19 protein-coding genes are annotated in these 20,280 nt (G+C 52.1%); 7 read left to right on the top strand and 12 right to left on the bottom strand.

Annotated features, from left to right (window positions below; genetic code table 11):
• Positions 1-302: 302 nt before the first annotated feature.
• Positions 303-1,430, top strand: a complete 1,128-nt coding sequence (locus ACHHZ7_RS21355) for a multidrug effflux MFS transporter (RefSeq protein WP_060683724.1) — start codon at positions 303-305, stop codon at positions 1,428-1,430.
• A 193-nt stretch (positions 1,431-1,623) separates the two neighbouring features.
• Here the strand turns inward: ACHHZ7_RS21355 and patD are convergent, their stop codons facing one another.
• From patD to ACHHZ7_RS21325, 6 genes are all read right to left on the bottom strand, one after another.
• On the bottom strand, positions 1,624-3,051 hold the full coding sequence (gene patD, locus ACHHZ7_RS21350; RefSeq protein ID WP_003833127.1) for an aminobutyraldehyde dehydrogenase: 1,428 nt from the start codon (positions 3,049-3,051) through the stop codon (positions 1,624-1,626).
• Positions 3,052-3,072: 21 nt separating this feature from the next.
• A complete protein-coding gene (locus ACHHZ7_RS21345; protein ID WP_003020204.1) occupies positions 3,073-3,879 on the bottom strand; it encodes an ABC transporter permease in 807 nt (268 codons plus the stop codon).
• Complete coding sequence (locus tag ACHHZ7_RS21340; RefSeq protein WP_003833133.1) at positions 3,869-4,813, bottom strand: ABC transporter permease; 945 nt, start codon at positions 4,811-4,813, stop codon at positions 3,869-3,871. The genes ACHHZ7_RS21345 and ACHHZ7_RS21340 overlap by 11 nt, the downstream gene beginning before the upstream one ends.
• Complete coding sequence (locus tag ACHHZ7_RS21335) at positions 4,814-5,830, bottom strand: ABC transporter ATP-binding protein (protein ID WP_048235324.1); 1,017 nt, start codon at positions 5,828-5,830, stop codon at positions 4,814-4,816.
• 16 nt (positions 5,831-5,846) lie between these two features.
• On the bottom strand, positions 5,847-6,992 hold the full coding sequence (gene ydcS / locus ACHHZ7_RS21330) for a putative ABC transporter substrate-binding protein YdcS (protein ID WP_008784842.1): 1,146 nt from the start codon (positions 6,990-6,992) through the stop codon (positions 5,847-5,849).
• 327 nt (positions 6,993-7,319) lie between these two features.
• Positions 7,320-8,729 carry a PLP-dependent aminotransferase family protein gene (locus ACHHZ7_RS21325; protein ID WP_008784843.1) on the bottom strand — a complete coding sequence of 470 codons (1,410 nt, stop codon included), beginning with the start codon at positions 8,727-8,729 and terminating at the stop codon, positions 7,320-7,322.
• A 310-nt stretch (positions 8,730-9,039) separates the two neighbouring features.
• On the opposite strand from ACHHZ7_RS21325, the gene ACHHZ7_RS21320 reads away from it, so the two are divergent.
• The 4 genes from ACHHZ7_RS21320 (at position 9,040) to ACHHZ7_RS21305 (ending at position 11,998) form a co-directional block, all read left to right on the top strand.
• A complete protein-coding gene (locus ACHHZ7_RS21320; RefSeq protein WP_060682173.1) occupies positions 9,040-10,443 on the top strand; it encodes a cytochrome ubiquinol oxidase subunit I in 1,404 nt (467 codons plus the stop codon).
• Positions 10,443-11,453 carry a cytochrome d ubiquinol oxidase subunit II gene (gene cydB, locus ACHHZ7_RS21315; protein ID WP_060682172.1) on the top strand — a complete coding sequence of 337 codons (1,011 nt, stop codon included), beginning with the start codon at positions 10,443-10,445 and terminating at the stop codon, positions 11,451-11,453. The genes ACHHZ7_RS21320 and cydB overlap by 1 nt, the downstream gene beginning before the upstream one ends.
• A complete protein-coding gene (locus ACHHZ7_RS21310) occupies positions 11,453-11,578 on the top strand; it encodes a DUF2474 domain-containing protein (protein ID WP_057068180.1) in 126 nt (41 codons plus the stop codon). The genes cydB and ACHHZ7_RS21310 overlap by 1 nt, the downstream gene beginning before the upstream one ends.
• Positions 11,579-11,767: 189 nt before the next feature.
• Positions 11,768-11,998, top strand: coding sequence for a DUF2554 family protein (locus ACHHZ7_RS21305; protein WP_057068178.1), 231 nt, complete (start codon positions 11,768-11,770; stop codon positions 11,996-11,998).
• A 3-nt stretch (positions 11,999-12,001) separates the two neighbouring features.
• Here ACHHZ7_RS21305 and rlhA read toward each other — a convergent pair whose 3' ends face one another.
• Positions 12,002-13,963 carry a 23S rRNA 5-hydroxycytidine C2501 synthase gene (rlhA, locus tag ACHHZ7_RS21300; RefSeq protein WP_060682171.1) on the bottom strand — a complete coding sequence of 654 codons (1,962 nt, stop codon included), beginning with the start codon at positions 13,961-13,963 and terminating at the stop codon, positions 12,002-12,004.
• Positions 13,964-14,042: 79 nt separating this feature from the next.
• Positions 14,043-14,579: a helix-turn-helix domain-containing protein gene (locus ACHHZ7_RS21295; protein WP_032943531.1), complete on the bottom strand. Its 537-nt coding sequence runs from the start codon at positions 14,577-14,579 to the stop codon at positions 14,043-14,045.
• Between the two features lie 105 nt (positions 14,580-14,684).
• On the opposite strand from ACHHZ7_RS21295, the gene ACHHZ7_RS21290 reads away from it, so the two are divergent.
• A complete protein-coding gene (locus ACHHZ7_RS21290) occupies positions 14,685-15,851 on the top strand; it encodes a benzoate/H(+) symporter BenE family transporter (RefSeq protein ID WP_060682170.1) in 1,167 nt (388 codons plus the stop codon).
• On the opposite strand, the gene ACHHZ7_RS21285 is transcribed toward ACHHZ7_RS21290, so the two are convergent.
• Positions 15,834-16,703 carry an AraC family transcriptional regulator gene (locus tag ACHHZ7_RS21285; protein WP_057068172.1) on the bottom strand — a complete coding sequence of 290 codons (870 nt, stop codon included), beginning with the start codon at positions 16,701-16,703 and terminating at the stop codon, positions 15,834-15,836. The genes ACHHZ7_RS21290 and ACHHZ7_RS21285 overlap by 18 nt on opposite strands.
• A gap of 184 nt (positions 16,704-16,887) precedes the next feature.
• Here ACHHZ7_RS21285 and ACHHZ7_RS21280 point away from each other — a divergent pair, with 184 nt between their 5' ends.
• Positions 16,888-17,796 (top strand): DMT family transporter, encoded by a 909-nt coding sequence (locus tag ACHHZ7_RS21280; protein WP_032943534.1) that lies wholly within the window; start codon positions 16,888-16,890, stop codon positions 17,794-17,796.
• A 37-nt stretch (positions 17,797-17,833) separates the two neighbouring features.
• Here ACHHZ7_RS21280 and ACHHZ7_RS21275 read toward each other — a convergent pair whose 3' ends face one another.
• The 3 genes from ACHHZ7_RS21275 to tehA all read right to left on the bottom strand — a co-directional run bounded on the left by ACHHZ7_RS21275 (position 17,834) and on the right by tehA (position 20,261).
• On the bottom strand, positions 17,834-18,508 hold the full coding sequence (locus ACHHZ7_RS21275; protein ID WP_060682169.1) for a DUF3313 domain-containing protein: 675 nt from the start codon (positions 18,506-18,508) through the stop codon (positions 17,834-17,836).
• Positions 18,509-18,663: 155 nt separating this feature from the next.
• Positions 18,664-19,260, bottom strand: coding sequence for a tellurite resistance methyltransferase TehB (gene tehB / locus ACHHZ7_RS21270; protein ID WP_060682168.1), 597 nt, complete (start codon positions 19,258-19,260; stop codon positions 18,664-18,666).
• Complete coding sequence (gene tehA / locus ACHHZ7_RS21265) at positions 19,260-20,261, bottom strand: dicarboxylate transporter/tellurite-resistance protein TehA (protein ID WP_003833162.1); 1,002 nt, start codon at positions 20,259-20,261, stop codon at positions 19,260-19,262. The genes tehB and tehA overlap by 1 nt, the downstream gene beginning before the upstream one ends.
• Between the last annotated feature and the right edge of the window lie 19 nt (positions 20,262-20,280).

Here is a 20,280-nt window from a genome sequence, read left to right as displayed (position 1 = left end):
CGAGGGACGCAGCTATCGCTGGATCGCACGCGAGCTCGGTATCAGCAAGAATACCGTCGCTGACATCGTGCAACGACACAGAGCTAACGCTTAGGGTGTCATTTCGCCCTCAGCCGGAACCGACCCCATATCGGCAGCAATACCGATTACCGGTTTATCAAAACTATCCGCATCAAAAGCATCATCAGGAGCAATTTTCATTATCTGTCTGATATTTGATATTTAAAGTCCTGATAATGGTAATACGACATATTCCTTTCAGCAATAATGCCCGCCTGTTTTCTGTCTCTTTGGATATTGCTATGAACACACTTCGTCGCCCACCGCTGTGGCTTCTTACGCTACTGATTATGTTTCCACAATTGGTGGAAACCATTTACAGCCCGGCATTGCCGGGTATCGCTACCTCTTTTCACGTAAGCAGTGAGCGCGCGGCTCAAACACTCTCCGTTTATTTTGTTGCCTTTGCCGTCGGCGTAGCGATGTGGGGTTGGCTAAGTGACTGCATCGGACGACGTTGGGCGATGCTGGCAGGGCTTATCTGCTATGGAACAGGTTGCGCATTGGCCGTTGTTGCCACCGACTTCAGCGTTTTGCTGCTGGCGCGGATGATCTCCGCTATCGGTGCGGCTGCGGGGTCGGTCGTGGTACAGACCATGCTAAGGGATAGTTATGAATCAACTGCGCTATCCCGCGTCTTTTCCGTGATGGGGGCCGCGCTGGCATTGAGTCCAGTTTTTGGCCTGCTAAGCGGAGGTTGGTTAGTGAGTCTGCATGGCCATACCGGTGTCTTTATTGCCCTTGTGCTGTTGGCGTTGCTACTGCTAATACTGACAGCGACCATGCTGCCAGAAACCCGGCCCGAACATACGCTCAGCCCGAAGCTTGCCGCGCTGTTTTCCCGCATGATGCGGGACAGTGAGTTGCGGAAAAACGCCTTGCTGGTTGCCCTGCTGAACACCATGCTATTTAGCTATTACAGCCTGGCGCCGTTTCTTTTTGGGCAATTAGGATGGAGCTCCAGAGCCTTTGGCTGGACGGGGTTGCTACTTGCGTTTGCTTCTCTGTCAGGTAGCCTGCTGAACCGAAGACTGTTAACGACAGGTCTGACGCCGGAACAACTGGTACGTTATGCCTGTGTGCTGGCAGCGTTGTCAGGTCTCGTCGCGTGGTGTTTGCAGCACTCCGCGTGGATCCTGATTCCGGTGTTCGGCGTGGTGATTGCCTATGGTGTCGCCATTCCCAATGTGCTGAGTCAGGCGCTGCGTCACTACCGTGAACAGGCCGGTGCCGCAGGTGCTTTGTTCGGATTAAGCTATTACCTGTTACTTGGGATGATGCTGGGTTTAGCAGGCATGGTGCAGCAACTGGGGCTGGTTCTGAGCGTCTGTGCCCTACTCGCCTGGCTTTGCAGCCTGGGCCGCAGATAAACCCGATGGCGATCCTGAAAGCACAAAGCCCCGGCTATATGCTGGGGCTTTGTTGTATCAATTAGCCTGACCTCGCGGATATTTCCAACTTACCGCCGTCCGATGGCGACGAGGCCAGTGGCGCGAATAGTATAGACACACGTATGCCAATATTTAGCTATCCGTGCCCCATTCGCCGATCGCGCTTAAGATATTACTCATGCTTGATCATAACATGGCGAATAACCGTGTAATCCTCCAGCCCATAAACCGACATATCCTTGCCATAGCCGGACTGTTTTTGCCCACCGTGCGGCATCTCGCTAACCAGCGTGAAATGGGTATTGACCCAGGTGCAACCATATTGCAGGCGAGCGCTAAAGCGATGCGCTCGCCCAACATCCCGGGTCCAGACGGAGGATGCCAGGCCGTATTTCGAATCGTTGGCCCATGCCAGCACCTGATCTTCATCATCAAATACGGTCACGCTGACCACCGGACCGAAAACTTCCCGCTGTACGATGGCATCGTCCTGCTTCGCCCCAGCAAGCAGCGTCGGGGCAAAATAGTAGCCTGAACCATCCACTTTTTTACCGCCGGTGATGACCTTAATATGGCCCAACGCTTTAGCCTCATCGACCGCTTTAGTCACGCGATCGAGATGTGCCTGCGAGCTCACTGGTCCCAGCTCGGTCGATTCATCATTCGGCGGACCGATTTTCAGGCTGGCAACGGCGGCGCCAAGTTTCTCGACCAGTGCATCATAAATGCCTTTCTGGGCATAAATTCGGCAAGCGGCGGTACAGTCTTGCCCGGCGTTGTAATAACCAAAGGTCCGCACGCCACTCACCACTGCATCCAGATCGGCATCATCAAAAATGATCACCGGAGCTTTTCCGCCCAGTTCCATATGCGTACGCTTAATTGACGGCGCGGTGTGCTGAATAATGTGTTCACCGGTTGCAATGGAGCCGGTCAGCGAAACCATGCGCACTTTTTCATGACCGGTCAGCGGATCGCCCACCGTTTTACCGCGGCCAAACAGCACGTTAATCACGCCAGCCGGATAAATGTCTTTGGCGAATTCGGCTAATTTAAGCGCTGTCAGCGGAGTAATTTCTGACGGTTTAATCACCACGCAGTTCCCCGCCGCCAACGCTGGAGCCAGCTTCCACGCCGCCATCATCAGCGGATAGTTCCACGGCGCAATAGAAGCCACCACGCCCAGCGGATCACGGCGAATCATCGAGGTATGCCCTTCCAGATATTCACCGGCCGCCTGTCCTTGCAGGGTACGCGCCGCACCGGCGAAGAAACGGAAAACATCGACAATAGCGGGAATTTCATCGTTGAGAACACAGTGCAGCGGTTTACCGCAGTTAAGTGATTCCAGCTCAGCGAAGGTTTGCGCGTTATCAGCAATAGCATCCGCCAGTTTCAGCAGCAGTTCAGAGCGGACTTTCGGCGTGGTTTGCCCCCAGGTGGCAAACGCGGCGTCTGCCGCTCGTACAGCGGCATCAACCTGCATGGCTGACGCCTCAGCAATCTCCAGAATGAGTTCACCAGTGGCAGGGTTATAGACTGGCTGCTTTTCACCTTCACCGTTGACCAGCTCGCCATTAATCAGTAATTGATGTTGCATAGCAATTTCCCATATCGTCGTTTATTTACCGTTTCCGGCGAGAGTGTCGCCTTCACGCGTTAGCCACCAGGCCCCTAAAATTGGCAGTGTTGTCACCAGCATTACCAGCAATGCCACAACGTTGGTGACCGGCACATCCCGTGGACGGCCCAATTGATTGAGCAGCCACAGAGGAAGTGTTCTTTCATGTCCGGCGGTGAACGTTGTCACGATGATTTCATCAAACGACAAGGCAAACGCCAGCATCCCCCCCGCCAGAAGTGCCGATGCCAGGTTTGGCAGCACGACATAACGAAAGGTTTGCCAGCCATTGGCGCCAAGATCCATAGACGCTTCGACCAGACTCCATGAGGTACGGCGAAAACGCGCCACAACGTTGTTAAACACCACCACCACGCAAAACGTCGCATGGCCCACTACGATCGTGAGAAAACCCGGTTCCAGGTTGATGGTTTTAAACGCCGTCAACAGCGCAAGGCCGGTAATAATGCCCGGCAGCGCGATCGGCAACAGTAGCAACAGCGATATTGCACTTTTGCCAAAAAAGTCCCTACGCCACAGCGCGGCCGCGGCCAGCGTCCCCAGAACAAGGGCAATAGCTGTCGACAACGCTGCGATCTTAAGTGACAACGTCACAGATTCCAGGATATCGCTACGCTGCGCAGCAACGCTAAACCACTTCAGCGTTAACCCCTGGGGTGGAAAACTAAAAGCAGCCTCCTCAGTATTAAAAGCATAGGTGGCGATGATGAGGATGGGAAAGTGCAGGAAAATAACCCCGCCCCATGCCGCCAGTTTGAGTAGCCAGGGTGCGCGTTCAGAGTGCATCGAAAGCTCCCAGACGCTTCACGAACGCCAGATACAGTGCGATTAACACAATCGGCACCAGAGTAAATGCCGCCGCCATCGGCATATTGCCGATCGCCCCTTGTTGTGAATACACCATGTTGCCGATGAAATAGCCCGGCGGTCCCACCAGTTGCGGCACAATAAAGTCACCCAACGTCAGAGAGAAGGTAAAGATTGAACCCGCTGCAATGCCCGGTATCGCCAATGGAAGCACCACATAGCGGAAGGTTTGACGCGGACGCGCGCCCAAATCAGCAGAAGCCTGTAACAGCGACGGCGGAAGTCTCTCCAGCGCGGCCTGTACTGGCAGGATCATAAACGGCAGCCAGATATAGACGAACACCAGGAAACGCCCTAACCCTGAAGTCGACAGCGTATTGCCGCCTACCGCAGGCAATGTCAGGAACGAAAGCAGCAACGGCTCCAGCCCAAGGTGGGTTAAAAACCACTGCGCCACGCCGTCTTTAGCCAACAGCAGCGTCCACGCATAGGCTTTAACGATGTAGCTGGCCCACATTGGCAACATTACGGCAATGTAAAAAAAAGCCTTCATTTTGCCGCTGGTATAGCGAGCCATATACCACGCCATCGGAAACGCCAGAATCGCGCTGGCGATGGTGACTGCTACCGCCATCGTCAGAGTGCGCAAAATGATGTCGTAGTTAGCGGGATTAAACAGCGCCTGCAAATTCGCCAGCGTCAGGTCTGGTGTGACCGACATGGTGAAATCGTCGAAGGTATAAAAACCTTGCCACAACAGCGTCAGTAATGAGCCAAAGTAGACGATGCCAAACCACATCAGCGGTCCGAGGAGCAGCAAAAATAACCCCAGCCCCGGATTACGCCAGAAGTAACCTGAGATCCGGTTCAGGTTGGTCGACTGTGGAGGCGAATGTAAGACGTTCATAGCCATTCACCTCTCCTCAACCAGCGGTACCATCACGTCGCGTGACCAGGATGCCATCACCTGCTGACCTGGCGACAACGTTGACGGTAGCATTTCTCCCGTCAGGTTCGCCTGGCTAACCAGCAATTTTTCCCCTCCGGCGAGTTTTAGCTCAAACCGCGTCGCCGCCCCCTGATACTGCACCGCCTGAATAACCCCCCGGGCCTGAACTTCTCCTCCGGTATCATTCAAGCGAATGTGTTCCGGACGCAGGGAGAACATCCCCTGTAGCCCACAAACGTTCGCCGACATCGTGGCATCGAAGACATTGGACGTCCCGACGAAACTTGCCACAAACGGCGTACGTGGACGCATATACAGTTCACGCGGAGAATCTACCTGTTCAATGCGACCGTTATTAAACACCGCCACACGATCGGACATCGACAGGGCTTCCCCCTGATCGTGGGTAACAAAAATGAACGTGATGCCAAGAGATTGCTGTAATTTTTTCAGTTCCAGCTGCATCTGTTCACGCAATTTAAGATCCAATGCCCCGAGCGGCTCATCCAACAGCAGGACGCGCGGCTCATTGACCAGCGCCCTGGCAATCGCCACGCGCTGACGTTGCCCACCGGAAAGCTGCGACGGTTTACGCTCATGCACAAAACCGAGTGCGACCTTATCCAGCGCTTCACGTGCTTTCGCGTGGCGCTGTTTTTTATCGATGCCTTTGACCATCAGCCCGTAGGCGACGTTGTCGAGAATCGACATGTGCGGGAACAACGCGTAATCCTGAAATACCGTATTGACGTCCCGTTCCCAGGGCGGCAATTCGCTGGCCTGCTTACCAAAAATGGTAATTGCGCCGCCTGACAGCTGCTCAAACCCGGCAATCAGGCGCAGACAAGTGGTCTTGCCGGAGCCGGATGGCCCCAGCATAGAGAAAAACTCACCGTCGTTAATCGCAATACTTACCCCATCAACTGCACGAACATCCCCATACAAACGCGAGACGTTATGAAACTCCACTGCGTACGTCATAAAACCCCCAGTGGAATTAACGACCGCCCATAATGGCGATGTAATCCTGCGTCCAGCGACTGTAAGGAACGAATTTTCCACCTTCGGCAATCGGCGTTTTCCAGAAGGCAATTTTGTCAAAGTAGCTATAACCGTTGGTTTCACAACCCTTTTCACCCAACAGAGGGCTGGCTTTACAACCTTCAGGCACCACTGGCAGAGAACCAAACCAGGCCGCTACGTCGCCCTGTACTTTCGGGGTTAATGACCAGTTCATCCATTTGTAAGCACAAACCGGGTGTTTCGCTTCACTGTGCAGCATGGTGGTATCAGCCCATCCGGTAACCCCTTCTTTTGGGAAAACCGTGGCAATTGGCTGACCTTCGCCTTTCAAGGCGTTAGCCTGATAAGGCCAGGCGCTTGACGCCACCACGCCTTCGTTTTTGAAATCGCTCATTTGCACGGTGGTATCGTGCCAATAGCGATGGATCAACGCGTGCTGATCGCTCAGGACTTTGATCACCGCCTGATACTGTTTTTCAGTGAGCTGATAGGGATCGGTAATACCCAACTGCGGCTGAGTGGCTTTAACGAATAACGCGGCATCGGCAATATAGATCGGGCCATCGTAGGCCTGAACGCGCCCTTTATTGCTTTTCCCATCCTCAAGTTTTTGCTCAACAAACACCACGCTCCAGCTATCCGGCGGCGTTGGGAAAATTTTGGTGTTATACATCAGCAGATTTGGTCCCCACTGGTACGGTGTGCCGTAAACTTTTCCGCCAACGTTAAACCATTCGCCTTTTACCACGCGTGGATCGATGGTTTTCCAGTTAGGGATCAGCGCGGTATTAATTGGCTGAACGCGTTTTCCCATAATCAGGCGCAGTGAGGCATCACCAGAAGCGGTAACCAGGTCGTAGCCGCCTTTTGCCATCAGGCTGACCATTTCATCAGATGTGGCTGCCGTTTTGACATTAACCGCGCAGCCGGTATCTTTCTCAAACTGCGAAACCCAGTCATATTGTTTATCGGTTTGTCCACGTTCGATATAACCCGGCCAGGCAATAATATCCAGGCGGCCTTCCGGTTTATCTAATGATGTGGGGGGTTCGGCTGCCTGCGCAGTCATCAGCGTCATACTGAGTGCGCACAGGCTACTGAGGGCAAACTGCTTGCTCATAACGTCTTACTCCTGTCTAAAAAATATTGAGCGGCAGCCTTGCCGTAAATATATGTCCTTTTCTAAAAATAGTCGGGGTGTTGTAAGCGTTCCTGTTGGCGCAAGGAAATTTAATCAGGTTGTGAGCTAACGCTCATTACGCTACAGACTCTGACCTGGGGGTAATCTTCTGGAGTATAGACAAGGAGTTAGACGCAGAGGTGGCAATAGTATTAACTATTGATATTTTGTATGGACGCACCCGATATAAATAATACCGTGGTTCAGCATTCACTATTTCGAAAATAAGAACACGCTATTCATTTATATTGAATAGCGCGTTATGGTTTATTTCATCATTTCACGAATTAATTTACCAAGCTGTTTTACGGCCTGCTCTTCGCGATCTCCCCAGTGCCATGCCGTATTAAAACGAAAAAAACGTGTCCAGCTTCCCGAGGTCGAGAACATTTTCCCCGGCGCAATACTGATGTGGTGTGCCAGCGCATGGGTACTGAGCACACCGGCATCAAGCGGTTCCGGCAGCTCCAGCCACAGAAAATAACCGCTGTCGTTGTGGTGAATTTTGACTTCCGCCGGAAGATGACGCAGCAGCGTTTGCCAGGCCTGTTGTTTACGTTCCGCCAGTTGCCGACGCAAGCGCCGCAGATGCGCGTCATAGCGCCGGGTTGAAAGATAATCAACAAGGGCAAGCTGCATAGGCGAACTGGTAGATAAGGTGCTCATTAGCTGGAGTCGCTGAATACGCCGGGCATGTTTCCCTGCTGCTACCCAGCCAATACGAAATCCTGGTACCAGACACTTCGAGAAGGACGAACAATGCAGAACGCTGTCGGCGCGATCCCAGGCTTTGGCGGGCAACGGTTTTTCGCGGCCAAAGTACAGCTCGCTGTAAACATCATCTTCAATCAGTATTACGTGGTATTTTTCCAGCAAGGCAACCAGACGCGCCTTTTTCTCTGCGCTGAGCGTAAAACCCAGTGGATTTTGGCTGTTTGTCATTAGCCAGCAAGCTTTTACCGGGTACTCCTGCAACGCCTGCTCCAGCGCGGTGAGATCGATCCCCTCTTTTACGTCGGTGGCAATCGAAAGCGCCTTCAGACGTAATCGCTCCAGGGCCTGCAACGCCCCGTAAAAACAGGGGTTTTCGACAATTACCCAATCACCCGGTTCGGTGACTGCTTGCAGGCTCAGGTTGAGGGCTTCCATCGCGCCGGTGGTGATGACGATTTCGTCCGGTGAAATGGTCATCCCCTGTTGAGCATAGCGACGGGCAATGGCATGACGCAGCTCAGCATTCCCTGGCGGCAGGTTTTCAATCACGCTCATGGCGGTGGCAGTTTTACTCACCTGCGCCAACGAGCGGTTCAACTGCTGAAGTGGAAACAGACGCGGGTCGGGGAATGCGGAGGCAAAGGGCATCACTGACGCATCCCGGCTGGCCTGCAACATATCAAAAATGTAGGTATTGATATCCACTGCTTCATCGCGCATGACCTGCACCTGCGGCGCAGCAAATTCACGTTCGGGGCGCGCGGCGACATAATAGCCAGACTGCGGTCTGGCAATAATCCGCCCCTGGCTTTCCAGCAACTGGTATGCGTGTCCGACGGTCATAAAACTCATTCCGCTGCTGACCACCTGCTCACGCAAGGATGGCAAGCGATCGCCTGGCTGCCATACGCCAGACGCAATTTGATCGCGAATTTGCTCTGCCAGTCGCTGGTACTTTTTCATTTTTCGTCCTGATTACCGGTGTCGGTGACAACCACTGTGTATATCAGTTTACATAATCAGGGTATTTTATTTAACTGTTATAGTTAACAGTTTTACAACATCGTTAATGACAGTTCTTTGCCTACGGCGCATATTTCAAGAAGAGAACGCTATTCAATAACAGGAATCAAGCTTCCAGATTTCATATCAGCGAGTGCAACTTATAACAGCGCTGCAACTGTTATGGTTAAAAAGAACTGTTCTGTTTCTGCCTTCCACTGCTCCTCAGACTTAGAATTGCGCTAAATCAATTTTGCCTGCGGAGTTAAGCATGTTCGGTCTTGACGCGTTTCACCTGGCAAGGATCCAGTTCGCGTTTACGGTATCCTTTCACATCATCTTTCCGGCTATTACTATCGGGCTCGCCAGTTATCTGGCTGTGCTGGAAGGGCTATGGCTAAAAACGAAAAATCCCACCTGGCGATCGCTTTACCATTTCTGGTCGAAAATATTCGCCGTAAATTTTGGTATGGGTGTAGTTTCCGGGCTGGTGATGGCTTATCAGTTCGGCACCAACTGGAGTGGTTTTTCCGAGTTCGCCGGGAGTATCACTGGGCCGTTGCTGACCTATGAAGTATTAACCGCCTTCTTCCTCGAAGCTGGTTTCCTTGGGGTGATGTTGTTTGGCTGGAATCGGGTTGGTCCAGGACTTCATTTCTTTGCCACCTGCATGGTCGCACTGGGTACCATTATTTCAACCTTCTGGATCCTCGCCTCCAACAGCTGGATGCAGACACCGCAAGGCTATGAAATAGTTAACGGCCAGGTCGTTCCCGTCGACTGGTTCGCCGTTATTTTCAATCCCTCATTCCCCTATCGTCTGCTGCATATGTCGGTTGCCGCCTTCCTGAGCAGCGCGTTGTTTGTTGCTGCCTCGGGGGCATGGCATTTGCTGCGCGGGAATAACACACCAGCAATTCGAGCGATGTTTTCGATGGCGCTGTGGATGACATTAATCGTCGCTCCACTGCAGGCCTTGATTGGCGATATGCACGGTTTGAATACGCTGAAGCATCAGCCGGCAAAAATTGCTGCGATTGAAGGACACTGGGAAAATCGCCCCGGTGAGCCGACTCCGCTGCTGCTGTTCGGCTGGCCGGATATGGAGCAGGAACGCACCCGCTATGGGCTGGAAATCCCGGCGCTGGGCAGTCTGATCCTGACCCATAGTCTGGACAAACAGGTCCCGGCCCTAAAAGAGTTTCCTAAAGAAGACAGGCCCAACTCCACCATGGTGTTCTGGTCGTTTCGCATAATGGCCGGGCTAGGCATGCTGATGATCCTGTTGGGCGCGTTTGCCCTGTGGCTGCGCTATAAGCAGCGTTTATACACCTCGCGCCCTTTTCTGCGCTTTGCCTTATGGATGGGCCCCTCCGGTCTGATTGCCATCCTTGCCGGTTGGGTGACCACTGAAGTTGGCCGTCAGCCTTGGGTGGTTTACGGTCTGCAACGTACGGCGGATGCGGTTTCTGCACATGGCGATTTACATATGAGCATCAGCCTGCTGTCCTTCTTTGTGGTGTACAGCTCAGTGTTTGGCGTGGGTTACAGCTACATGATCCGCCTGATCCGTAAAGGGCCACAGGAAGATGACCCGACCATTCCGCCAACAGGCACGCCTGCCCGGCCGCTTTCAGCCGCCGTCCTCGATTCTCAACCGGAGGCACATCGCTAATGGGTATCGATTTATCAGTTATCTGGTTTGTGATTATCGTCTTCGCCACGCTGATGTATATCGTGATGGACGGTTTTGATCTCGGGATTGGCATTTTATTCCCAGCGATTCAGGACGCTGACGACCGCGATGTTATGGTCAACAGCGTCGCCCCGGTATGGGACGGCAATGAAACCTGGCTGGTGTTGGGCGGAGCCGGATTATTCGGCGCTTTCCCCCTGGCCTATGCGGTGATTGTCGATGCGCTGACGATCCCGTTGACCCTGATGCTAATCGGCCTGATTTTTCGCGGCGTCGCGTTCGAGTTTCGCTTCAAAGCCACACCGGCTCACCGACCATTCTGGGATAAAGCCTTTCTCGGCGGTTCAATCCTCGCGACATTCACGCAAGGTGTCGTGGTGGGTGCCGTACTCAACGGATTTTCCGTTACCGGACGCAGCTACAGCGGCGGTCCTTTCGACTGGTTGACCCCGTTCACGTTGTTCTGCGGTGTTGGTCTGGTCGTGGCTTACGCCCTGCTGGGGGCGACATGGCTGGTGATGAAAAGCGAAAATCCGTTGCAGGATAAAATGCGCAGTGTGGCCAAACAACTGCTGCTGGCAATGTTGGTTGTGATTGCCATTATCAGCCTGTGGACACCACTGGCACATAGCGCGATTGCCGAGCGTTGGTTTAGCCTGCCCAACCTGTGGTTCCTGATGCCTGTTCCGCTGCTGGTTGCGCTTATCAGTCTCTGGCTGTGGCATTCGCTGGGGCAACATAACTGCCATACACTGCCTTTTGTATTAACGCTGGGGCTGATTTTTCTCGGGTTTAGCGGGCTGGGGATCAGTATCTGGCCACATATCATTCCACCGTCTATTACGCTATGGCAGGCGGCGGCTCCGGCACAAAGTCAGGGCTTTATGTTGGTTGGCGCACTGCTGATTATCCCGATAATCCTGGTGTACACCTTCTGGAGCTACTACGTTTTCCGCGGCAAAGTTCAACATGGTGAGGGGTATCATTGATGCAACAAACAATCTGGAAACGCCTGATGTGGCTGGTGCTCCTCTGGGGCGGCAGCGTGCTGGCCCTGGCCGCCGTTGGTATGTTCTTTCGTCTCCTGATGACAGCCGCCGGATTTAAGTCCTGATACTATCCTTGCAAACAACCGGGCAGCACTGTATTGCCCGGTTGTGACAAATCCCAACACTGGCTAAACAAATATGTAAAAAACATCGAAATGGCAAAACAGAGATTGTCATTAACCCGATTAAAATATTGAATAGTCACCAGGCGAAATTATCGCCAATTCCGCAGCTAACGTACCAGAGGGTGCATGATGTTTAAGAAAGGGTTAACGGTGTTATTGCTGGCCAGCGCGCTTTTTTCCGGTCAACTTTTCGCTACTAATCAGGGACATGAATATCTTCAGGTGCAGGATGCCGATCATTTACTACGACACACGGCCGACAGCGATGAACTTCGAATGACGGCGGAAGAATCCGCCGCCGATCTTCGTGAGCACCATCACTGGCAAAAATCACGCAAACCCGATACACATCTGAGCTAACGATTAACCTTTGCGCTTCGGCAGTGTCTTCATCAGTTCTTCTGGACTGACCGAAGCCACGACGCTGCCCGGCAACGGCATCTTCAGAATGTGATGCTTCATCTTGCCGATTACGTGCATTTCGCACGGTCGGCAATCAAATTTCAGCGTCAGGACTTCATCGCCGTTAACCAGTTGCATCGGTGTTGCTTTCCAGCTTTTGATGTTACCTTTCGCCTGTTTCGGACACAGGTTAAAGGCGAAACGCAGGCAATGTTTGGTGATCATCACCGGCACTTCGCCCTTTTCTTCATGTGCTTCATAGGCTGCATCAATCAACTGAACGCCATAACGGTGATAAAACTCACGCGCTTTTTGGTTGTAGACGTTAGCCAGGAAACTCAAGTGCGTTTGTGGATAAACCGGCGCTGGCTGAGATACCGGTTTGCGGCTACCGCGCTGATAGCTTTGCAAGCGCGCTGCATCCAGCATATCAACGGCTTCACGCCGGAACTGATTTAGTTGACCGTTTGGCACAAACAGCGCGCCCGGCAGATTCACCTGAATATTACGGGCGTAGTACATCGTCTGACCAAGTTTTGCCAGTCCATCCTGTAGGTTACTCAACGCTTTTTCCGCATTGTTCGCTTCCTCAAACTGGCCGTCCAACGTATGGGTGATACTCACGCCCTCTTCACTGGTGAGCGTCAGAATCAACTGCTCCTGCCAGCCGCCGAGCTCAATATCGATCGCAACACGGCGTTCGCTGGAAATTTTTGTTAACGCTTGCTGCCAGTTATGATCGAGGTTGCGATTCAGCGGATGATGCGGACGCACTTTGTGCAGGTCGGCGGGCATTTCATTCGGCCATACCCGATAACGATTGTTCCCCGTTTTTTCCACGGTGTTGGCGCGAAATCCAACAACCTCACGTTTGATTAACACGTTCAGGCCATCCCCGTTTGCCAGCGGTTCAGTCACCTCAACATCGAGATGATCTTTCGCCACCTTCAGGACTTCGCCGACCGGCAAACCGATAAACTTTGGTGAGTCGAATGCGCCGATATCCCCTTTACGGGCATTCACAAAATAATCGGTGCTGCCGCGATGGAAGGTTTTCTCTGTGGATGGGGTAAAGAAATGTTCGGTACGTCCTGCTGATGAACGGGCCAGATCGCCGCGTTCTTCAATGATGGCGTCGAGCATCTGGCGATAATGCGCGGTAATATTCTTCACATAACTCATGTCCTTATAGCGCCCTTCAATTTTGAAGGAACGCACACCTGCGTCAATCAACGCACCCAGGTTGGCGGTCTGATCGTTATCTTTCATCGACAGCAGATGTTTTTCATAGGATACCACGCGCCCCTGATCGTCTTTCAGGGTATACGGCAGACGGCAAGCCTGGGAACAGTCGCCGCGGTTAGCGCTGCGTCCTGTTTGTGCATGTGAAATATAACACTGCCCTGAATAGGCAACGCACAGCGCACCGTGAATGAAAAACTCAATGGTCGCATCGGTAGCCTGATGGATAGCATTAATCTGCTCAAGGCTCAGTTCGCGCGCCAGCACAATCTGGGTGAATCCCACATCGGATAGAAATTTCGCCTTCTCAACGCTGCGAATATCGCACTGGGTGCTGGCGTGCAGTTCAATCGGGGGAATATCCAGTTCAAGAATCCCCATATCCTGCACGATCAGGGCATCAACGCCGGTCTGATACAGATCGGTAATTAACCGTTGTGCGGGCTCCAGCTCATCATCATGCAAGATCGTATTTAGCGTCACAAAGATTTTTGCCCCGTAACGATGGGCAAAAGGCACTAATTCGGCAATATCTTTCAGGCTATTACTGGCGTTATGACGCGCGCCAAAACCTGGTCCACCAATGTAAACGGCGTCTGCGCCGTGCAAAATGGCTTCGCGCGCAATGGCGGTATCCCGAGCCGGGCTTAACAATTCAAGGTGATGAGGCTGCTGGCGCATACAGTTGTTACCATCCACAAGCGGTAAAAATGGCGGTTATTGTAGTCACAAGCGCGGCGTTTCGAAATAGTTTTCCCGATTAACCGCGTGGGTAATGGATCAGCGAGTGAAAATGAACCGTTTGCTCGCTACTGTTACGGTAGCTATGTGCCGTATCTCCGGCGAAACGGACACCTTCACCGGATTTAAGGGTGCGCCACTGCCCCTCAATACACATATCCAGCAGACCACTAATCACCACCACGTGCTCAATTACGCCGGTTTCATGCGGAGTAGATTCACTGAGCGCGCCGGGTGCCAGCAGTATCGAAAAATGATCGAAGCACAGTTGCGGATCCCACGGGAACAACGGCGTGACGACCATCGCCTGCTGCTGGGGATCGAATGTTAGCGTGCCTTCTGACTCTGGTGGTGAAATAAACGTTGAAAACGGGACGTTCAGTCCAGTGGCAATTTTCCACAATGTCGCCACCGTTGGACTGGATTCGTTGCGCTCAATCTGCCCCAGCATCGCTTTTGAGACGCCAGTTTCCTCCGCCAGACGCGAAAGGCTCCATTCACGCTGGTGACGTAGCGTCTTGAGCGTTGTGGCCAGATAGTGGGTTAAGTTGTCCATTTTTCTCCTTCGTCGCTCTCCTTTCTCGGGGCTACAGCTTAGCACTTGTACGCTATAACGCACAGTGCTACAGTAACTGACCGTTATAACGCACGCGGAGTTGCTATGCGCACATTTTCCATCCCCTTGCCTACAGTTTTGTCGGGTTTTGTGGCTGTCCTGGTCGGCTACGCCAGTTCAGCGGCCATTATCTGGCAAGCGGCGCTCGCCGCAGGTGCGACGACCGGACAAATCGCAGGCTGGATGACCGCACTGGGGCTAGCAATGGGGGTCAGTACGCTGGCGCTGACATTGTGGTATCGCGCCCCTGTTCTCACCGCATGGTCAACGCCCGGTGCCGCGCTGCTGGTGACGGGCCTGCACGGGGTATCGATTCAGGATGCTATCGGTGTTTTTATCGTAGCTAATGCATTGATTGTGCTGTGCGGTATAACCGGGCTGTTTGCCCGCCTGATGAAAATTATTCCCCACTCGCTGGCATCGGCCATGCTGGCCGGGATCTTGCTGCGTTTTGGTTTGCAGGCGTTCAATAGTCTGAACAGTGAGCTTATCTTGTGCGGCAGCATGCTGCTGGCGTGGTTGGTACTAAAAGTAATTGCCCCACGGTATGCCGTTATCGCGGCAATGTTGGTAGGTATAGCCATCGCCCTGGTTAAAGGTGACATTGTCACCGATGGTGTTAATCTGTCACCGGTGTTGCCAGCGTTTATTGCACCACACTTTTCATTAGCCCACAGTATCAGTATTGCGCTACCGCTGTTTCTGGTCACTATGGCTTCGCAAAATGCCCCCGGTATTGCGACCATGAAAGCATCTGGATATTCGTTACCCGTTTCACCCCTGATTGTTTTTACGGGTCTGTTGGCACTGCTATTTTCGCCGTTTGGCGTCTATTCCATCTGCATCGCCGCCATAACCGCAGCAATTTGCCAAAGCCCCGAAGCCCATCCAGATGCAAATCGACGCTGGCTCGCCGCAGCGGCAGCGGGTGTCTTTTACATTCTGGCTGGGGTGTTTGGCGGTTCGGTCACAGGACTGATGGCAGCCCTGCCCGTAAGCTGGATCCAGATGCTTGCTGGTCTGGCATTGCTTGGCACGATTAGCGGTAGTTTATATCAAGCCTTACATAATGAAGCAGAACGCGATGCGGCCATCGTGACTTTTCTGGTTACGGCCAGTGGTCTGACGGTATTTGGTGTTGGGTCTGCATTCTGGGGGCTGATCGTCGGCGGTATCTGCTACTCAGTGTTGACGTTATTTCGCCGCGCGTAACTGCGTTGGCGTTTTACCCGTCACTTGTTTAAACCGGTTACTGAAATGGCTCGCCGAACTGAACCCGCAGGCCATTGCAATATCCGACAGGCTGCGTGATGAATAACAGACCAGTTGCTGCGCCAGCGCCATACGGCGTTGCATGACGTACTGATGAGGCGCCATATTCATCGACTGGCGAAACATTCTGGCAAAATGGAATTCACTTAGCGCTGCTTCACCTGCCAGATCGCTCAACGTTATGGGATACGCCAGATGTGCTTCAATATAGGCCAGCACGTTGCGCAATGTGGCAGGCGCAAGCCCTCCGGTGACAACGGGAAGTCGCCATTGCACATTGCTGTAATGCTGGATCAGATGCGTTAACAGTAGTGAAGATGCTGCACTAAGCGTGAGGTGATTGGCCGGTTGCTGCCAGTCGTTACCAAGCAAAAACTGACGGTAAACCGCCGTGATCCCCGGGTCACTGCCAAACGTATGCTCGTCCAGCGTGAAGCTATAGGGGCTTTTGTCCCAGACTTTTTCACCCACTTCGCGCAAATGCGCGTCCGTACAATAGAGATGAACAAAGGAAAGATCGTCACGAATATCCCAACTGGACTCACTCTCTTTCGGCATCAGGCAAAAACGGTCTGGTCCCCCGCCATTCTTCCAGCCTCCCGCCGTCTTGTGGTAACTCTCGTAACCATCTGCGATGTATAAACTCAGCGTATGGTGATCGCAATACTGGGTGATGGTATCGCGTTTGTTCGACCAGGCCGCCAGTTGGATCCCTGAATGTAACGCAACCGATTCATGCAGCACGGCATTATGTTTGCGCAAGTTTTCAAAGGCACCGTAGGGCTGAGACATACCATCACATTCAAAATAAGTTAGCAGGCTTTCAGTCTATATCAGCTACATATCGTTAACAGCTGCCTTTTCACTATTACGCTAAAAAAAGCGCAAGATTTTGCAAGTCCACCGCAAGCCGATGAAAGCCTCCTGCATTCCGTCGTGACACAGTGTAAGTCTGAATGAATAAAGAGAGAGTCGTATGAACGCACTGTTGTACTGCCTGGTGGTGGTTATTTGGGGAACGACATGGATTGCGATTTATTTGCAGCAAGGTCCGGTTTCTGCGCCGGTTTCTATCTTTTGGCGCTTCGCCGTTGCCAGCTCAGTGATGATAGTGATCCTGTTGCTAAGCGGTAAATTACGCAAACTGTCTGGCCGCGATCATCTGTTTTGTCTGTTACAGGGCGGATGCGTTTTTTGCTTTAACTTCTGGTGTTTTTATACGGCTGCGGCGTGGATTAATACCGGCCTGGAGTCGGTGATTTTCTCGATGGCCGTCCTGTTCAATGCAGTCAATAGCTTCATCTTTTTTGGGCAAAAACCACCGCTGCGCTTCTATATTGCAGCGGGTTTGGGACTGACGGGCATCGTGACTCTGTTCTGGCAGGATTTGCTCAACAGCGGGTTTAATCATTCACTGCTGCTGGGCATCGGCTTAAGCGCCCTCGGGACCTTCGGCTTCTCACTGGGCAATATGATCAGTCTGCGTCACCAGAAAAAAGGGTTAGAAGTGTTAACGACCAACAGCTGGGCCATGCTGTACGGCACATTGCTGATCGCGGCCATTGCGCTGGTGCGCGGCGACAACTTCACGCCACAGTGGACATTCAGCTATCTTAGCGCGCTGTTATATCTGGCTATTTTCGGCTCAGTGATTGCCTTTGGCGCTTATTTCACGCTGGTAGGTCGCATTGGTCCCAGTAAGGCGGCATACAGCACGCTGCTGTTCCCGCTGGTGGCGCTGACGCTGTCAACATTGTATGAAGGATACATCTGGCAAGTTAATGCGATTGCCGGATTGGTGTTGATCTTACTGGGAAATCTGGTGATGTTTGCCCGACCGGAAGCGCTGATGGGTAAACTACTCTATCGTCGTCGTGTGGCATAAAAAAACGCACCATCCTGAGATGGTGCGTTCATCATTTTTATTGTGGTTTTTTGTTCACATCAAACATGGAGGCATCGGTCGCCATGTCATCAACAACTTTCTTCAACGTTTCGAACGCCATCGGCGTGCTTTCGTTGTTCAGGTCTTTACCTTCACCCTTACGTACAACTTTAATCACCGGTTTATTGGTCGCTGCATCAATCAACTCACCCTCGAAATAGAGGTTGGTATCCATGGTACGGTGACCCGTCGCCATTTGCGTTCCTGCAACCAGCAGTGCAACCGGGACCACTTCATAGAACTGCAGTCCTTCTTTGCTGGTCGCAACACCGGTAATCGCTCCGCGGAAAATCAGGCTACGTGGCCCTGGGGTTGTAACCAGAGGTTTACGCTGACCGATCGCCGTTTTCAACTTCGTATTGGTATAGGTCAGTAATTGATCAAGAACCTGCTGCCCTACCTGTGTAGTAGGTTTAGGAACCGGATAATACGTTACCGGGTTATACACGATGTTGTCATATTTGGATTCGTTGTAGCTCGGATCAACCCAACGGAGTACCGTTTGTCCCGATGCTGATTTTGTTTCCTTCAGATCAGAGTAATTTTTTAAAAACCCAGAATATTTATCCGGCTCGGTCACTTTTGACGCACAGCCGGATAATACCAACAAGCCAGTAAGCACTGCAACTTTAAATAAAGTTTGAGTACGCATGAAACGATCCCTTTAGTTTTCGCAATGATGCCTAAAAAGGATAGCAAAACAGTTTCATTTTGGATGTACTAAAAATGGTAAGCACCGCACAATTTTATCTCTGCGCTCAGCACAAAAAATGCTGAACGCAGAAAGAGTTAACCCAAACGGGAGGTTCAGGAAGTTTTGCGTGCCAGCATGGTGGCAAAGCGCAGTTTAATTCGATTACCGTTTTCATCTGTACGATGAAGTTCACCTACGTCTTCGTTATATTTCAGCAGATCCCACCCACTGTAATAGTTGCGTAATTCTCCGGTTTTAAACGCGAACGGAAAACCAACTGTGCACGGAAAATCATCAGTATCCATCGCTGCGACGATTAAGTTATATCCACCCGGTTTAGTACAACGTTGCATATTCTCAATAAGGCCAGGGATTGTTTTGGCTTCAAGAAACATCAGCACAACGGTAGATAGAATAAAATCGTATTCACCCTCAAAACGTAACGCATTAAGGTCAGCGACCTTCGCGTTCAGGTTGCTCAGCCCCTCAGCCGCTTTGATGCGCTCAAGGTTAGCGATGCTCATGGGGTTTTTATCCCATGCGGTAACGTCATAGCCGTTTGCCGCCAGGTACAGGCTGTTTCGGCCGTTACCGCAGCCCAGATCTAACGTTTTACCTGGTGCAACCACTTTTGCCGCTTCAACGACATCGGAATGCGTACGGGTTAAATCATATTTTTCAGTAAAGTAGTTTTCGTCGCAAAGGGTCATTATTTATCCTCAGATTTCAGTAATGCAGCACGCTCCGTGCGGATGAGCAGTTTCCCCTGCATCAGCAATGCAAACGTACGTATCAGTAATAATGCAATGATAAAATTGGTAAAAATAAACAGTGGGATAGACAGCGTATGAAAAAATCCTGATTCACTGCCGTGTCCAAGATGCAATCCCGTTGTCGCCAACGCAGACACGCCAAACGAGAAGCTCCAGAATGACGCATTAAATGGCTGTGACAAATACCACGGCATAAGGCGTAGCATGAACAGAAGTTGCAGCAGACCATAACCAAATAGCATTTTAGCTAACGTATCCCCCTCGCCGCCGTTGACGCTAAGCCAGGCGCTACAGGCCACCAGCGCGGGTGCCAACTGTATACCAAGTGAAGTCCGTAAAACCGTCGGCAGTTCACCGCAGCTACGTAAACGCTGCAGAATCACCGGCTCCAGGCTGAGCCAGGAAAATACCCCGGCGCCCAAAAAAACCAACCCGGCATCGTTGAACCCAAGTGCACCACAGGCCATGGCGCTGATAAAGTTATTGGCAACGGTTGGCAGATACAGACCCGGCGTGGTGGCCTCTTCCGGATGCTCCCCACGCCACAGCCCTGCCGTTTGCCAGGCGGCGTACGCCAGCTGTATCACCACGCCGATGCTGAACAATCCTAACGCCAGCGGTCGATACCACGGTACAAAACCAATCGCGACCAGCATCGTTGTTGCTGGAAACAGACTGACAAAACTGCTCATCACCGGATGACGAATTTCCGCCAGTACGCTGTGCGGAAAACGTAGTAAGCGATTCACAAATGCCAGCGTCAGCAATCCCCAGATGACCATCGCAAGGATGACTAAGCCATCACCAATCCAGTGGCTCACCGGCCACACCTGGCTGGCGTAACGCCACGCAAATCCCATCCCAATTGTACCCAGTACCATGCCAAAATAACCGGCCGGAAGATTGAGGACCCGTTCACTCTGTTTGTTCTTACTCATTTTGTTTATTTTTTAAAGT

Source organism: Citrobacter freundii complex sp. 2024EL-00216 (assembly GCF_043945515.1).
Taxonomy (GTDB): Bacteria; Pseudomonadota; Gammaproteobacteria; order Enterobacterales; family Enterobacteriaceae; genus Citrobacter; species Citrobacter portucalensis.
The sequence above is the reverse complement of the archived record's forward strand: the minus strand, read 5'-3'. Positions and strand labels throughout refer to the sequence as shown.

What these genes read in the sequence shown, in the direction of transcription:
- ACHHZ7_RS21275 (WP_060682169.1), bottom strand. Translation starts at nt 18,508, where the DNA reads ATGCGTACTCAAACTTTATTTAAAGTTGCAGTGCTTACTGGCTTGTTG.
- ACHHZ7_RS21345 (WP_003020204.1), bottom strand. Translation starts at nt 3,879, where the DNA reads ATGCACTCTGAACGCGCACCCTGGCTACTCAAACTGGCGGCATGGGGC.
- ACHHZ7_RS21285 (WP_057068172.1), bottom strand. Translation starts at nt 16,703, where the DNA reads ATGTCTCAGCCCTACGGTGCCTTTGAAAACTTGCGCAAACATAATGCC.
- rlhA (WP_060682171.1), bottom strand. Translation starts at nt 13,963, where the DNA reads ATGCGCCAGCAGCCTCATCACCTTGAATTGTTAAGCCCGGCTCGGGAT.
- ydcS (WP_008784842.1), bottom strand. Translation starts at nt 6,992, where the DNA reads ATGAGCAAGCAGTTTGCCCTCAGTAGCCTGTGCGCACTCAGTATGACG.
- cydB (WP_060682172.1), top strand. Translation starts at nt 10,443, where the DNA reads ATGGGTATCGATTTATCAGTTATCTGGTTTGTGATTATCGTCTTCGCC.
- ACHHZ7_RS21295 (WP_032943531.1), bottom strand. Translation starts at nt 14,579, where the DNA reads ATGGACAACTTAACCCACTATCTGGCCACAACGCTCAAGACGCTACGT.
- ACHHZ7_RS21310 (WP_057068180.1), top strand. Translation starts at nt 11,453, where the DNA reads ATGCAACAAACAATCTGGAAACGCCTGATGTGGCTGGTGCTCCTCTGG.
- ACHHZ7_RS21305 (WP_057068178.1), top strand. Translation starts at nt 11,768, where the DNA reads ATGTTTAAGAAAGGGTTAACGGTGTTATTGCTGGCCAGCGCGCTTTTT.
- ACHHZ7_RS21325 (WP_008784843.1), bottom strand. Translation starts at nt 8,729, where the DNA reads ATGAAAAAGTACCAGCGACTGGCAGAGCAAATTCGCGATCAAATTGCG.
- ACHHZ7_RS21340 (WP_003833133.1), bottom strand. Translation starts at nt 4,813, where the DNA reads ATGGCTATGAACGTCTTACATTCGCCTCCACAGTCGACCAACCTGAAC.
- tehB (WP_060682168.1), bottom strand. Translation starts at nt 19,260, where the DNA reads ATGACCCTTTGCGACGAAAACTACTTTACTGAAAAATATGATTTAACC.
- tehA (WP_003833162.1), bottom strand. Translation starts at nt 20,261, where the DNA reads ATGAGTAAGAACAAACAGAGTGAACGGGTCCTCAATCTTCCGGCCGGT.
- patD (WP_003833127.1), bottom strand. Translation starts at nt 3,051, where the DNA reads ATGCAACATCAATTACTGATTAATGGCGAGCTGGTCAACGGTGAAGGT.
- ACHHZ7_RS21280 (WP_032943534.1), top strand. Translation starts at nt 16,888, where the DNA reads ATGAACGCACTGTTGTACTGCCTGGTGGTGGTTATTTGGGGAACGACA.
- ACHHZ7_RS21320 (WP_060682173.1), top strand. Translation starts at nt 9,040, where the DNA reads ATGTTCGGTCTTGACGCGTTTCACCTGGCAAGGATCCAGTTCGCGTTT.
- ACHHZ7_RS21335 (WP_048235324.1), bottom strand. Translation starts at nt 5,830, where the DNA reads ATGACGTACGCAGTGGAGTTTCATAACGTCTCGCGTTTGTATGGGGAT.
- ACHHZ7_RS21355 (WP_060683724.1), top strand. Translation starts at nt 303, where the DNA reads ATGAACACACTTCGTCGCCCACCGCTGTGGCTTCTTACGCTACTGATT.
- ACHHZ7_RS21290 (WP_060682170.1), top strand. Translation starts at nt 14,685, where the DNA reads ATGCGCACATTTTCCATCCCCTTGCCTACAGTTTTGTCGGGTTTTGTG.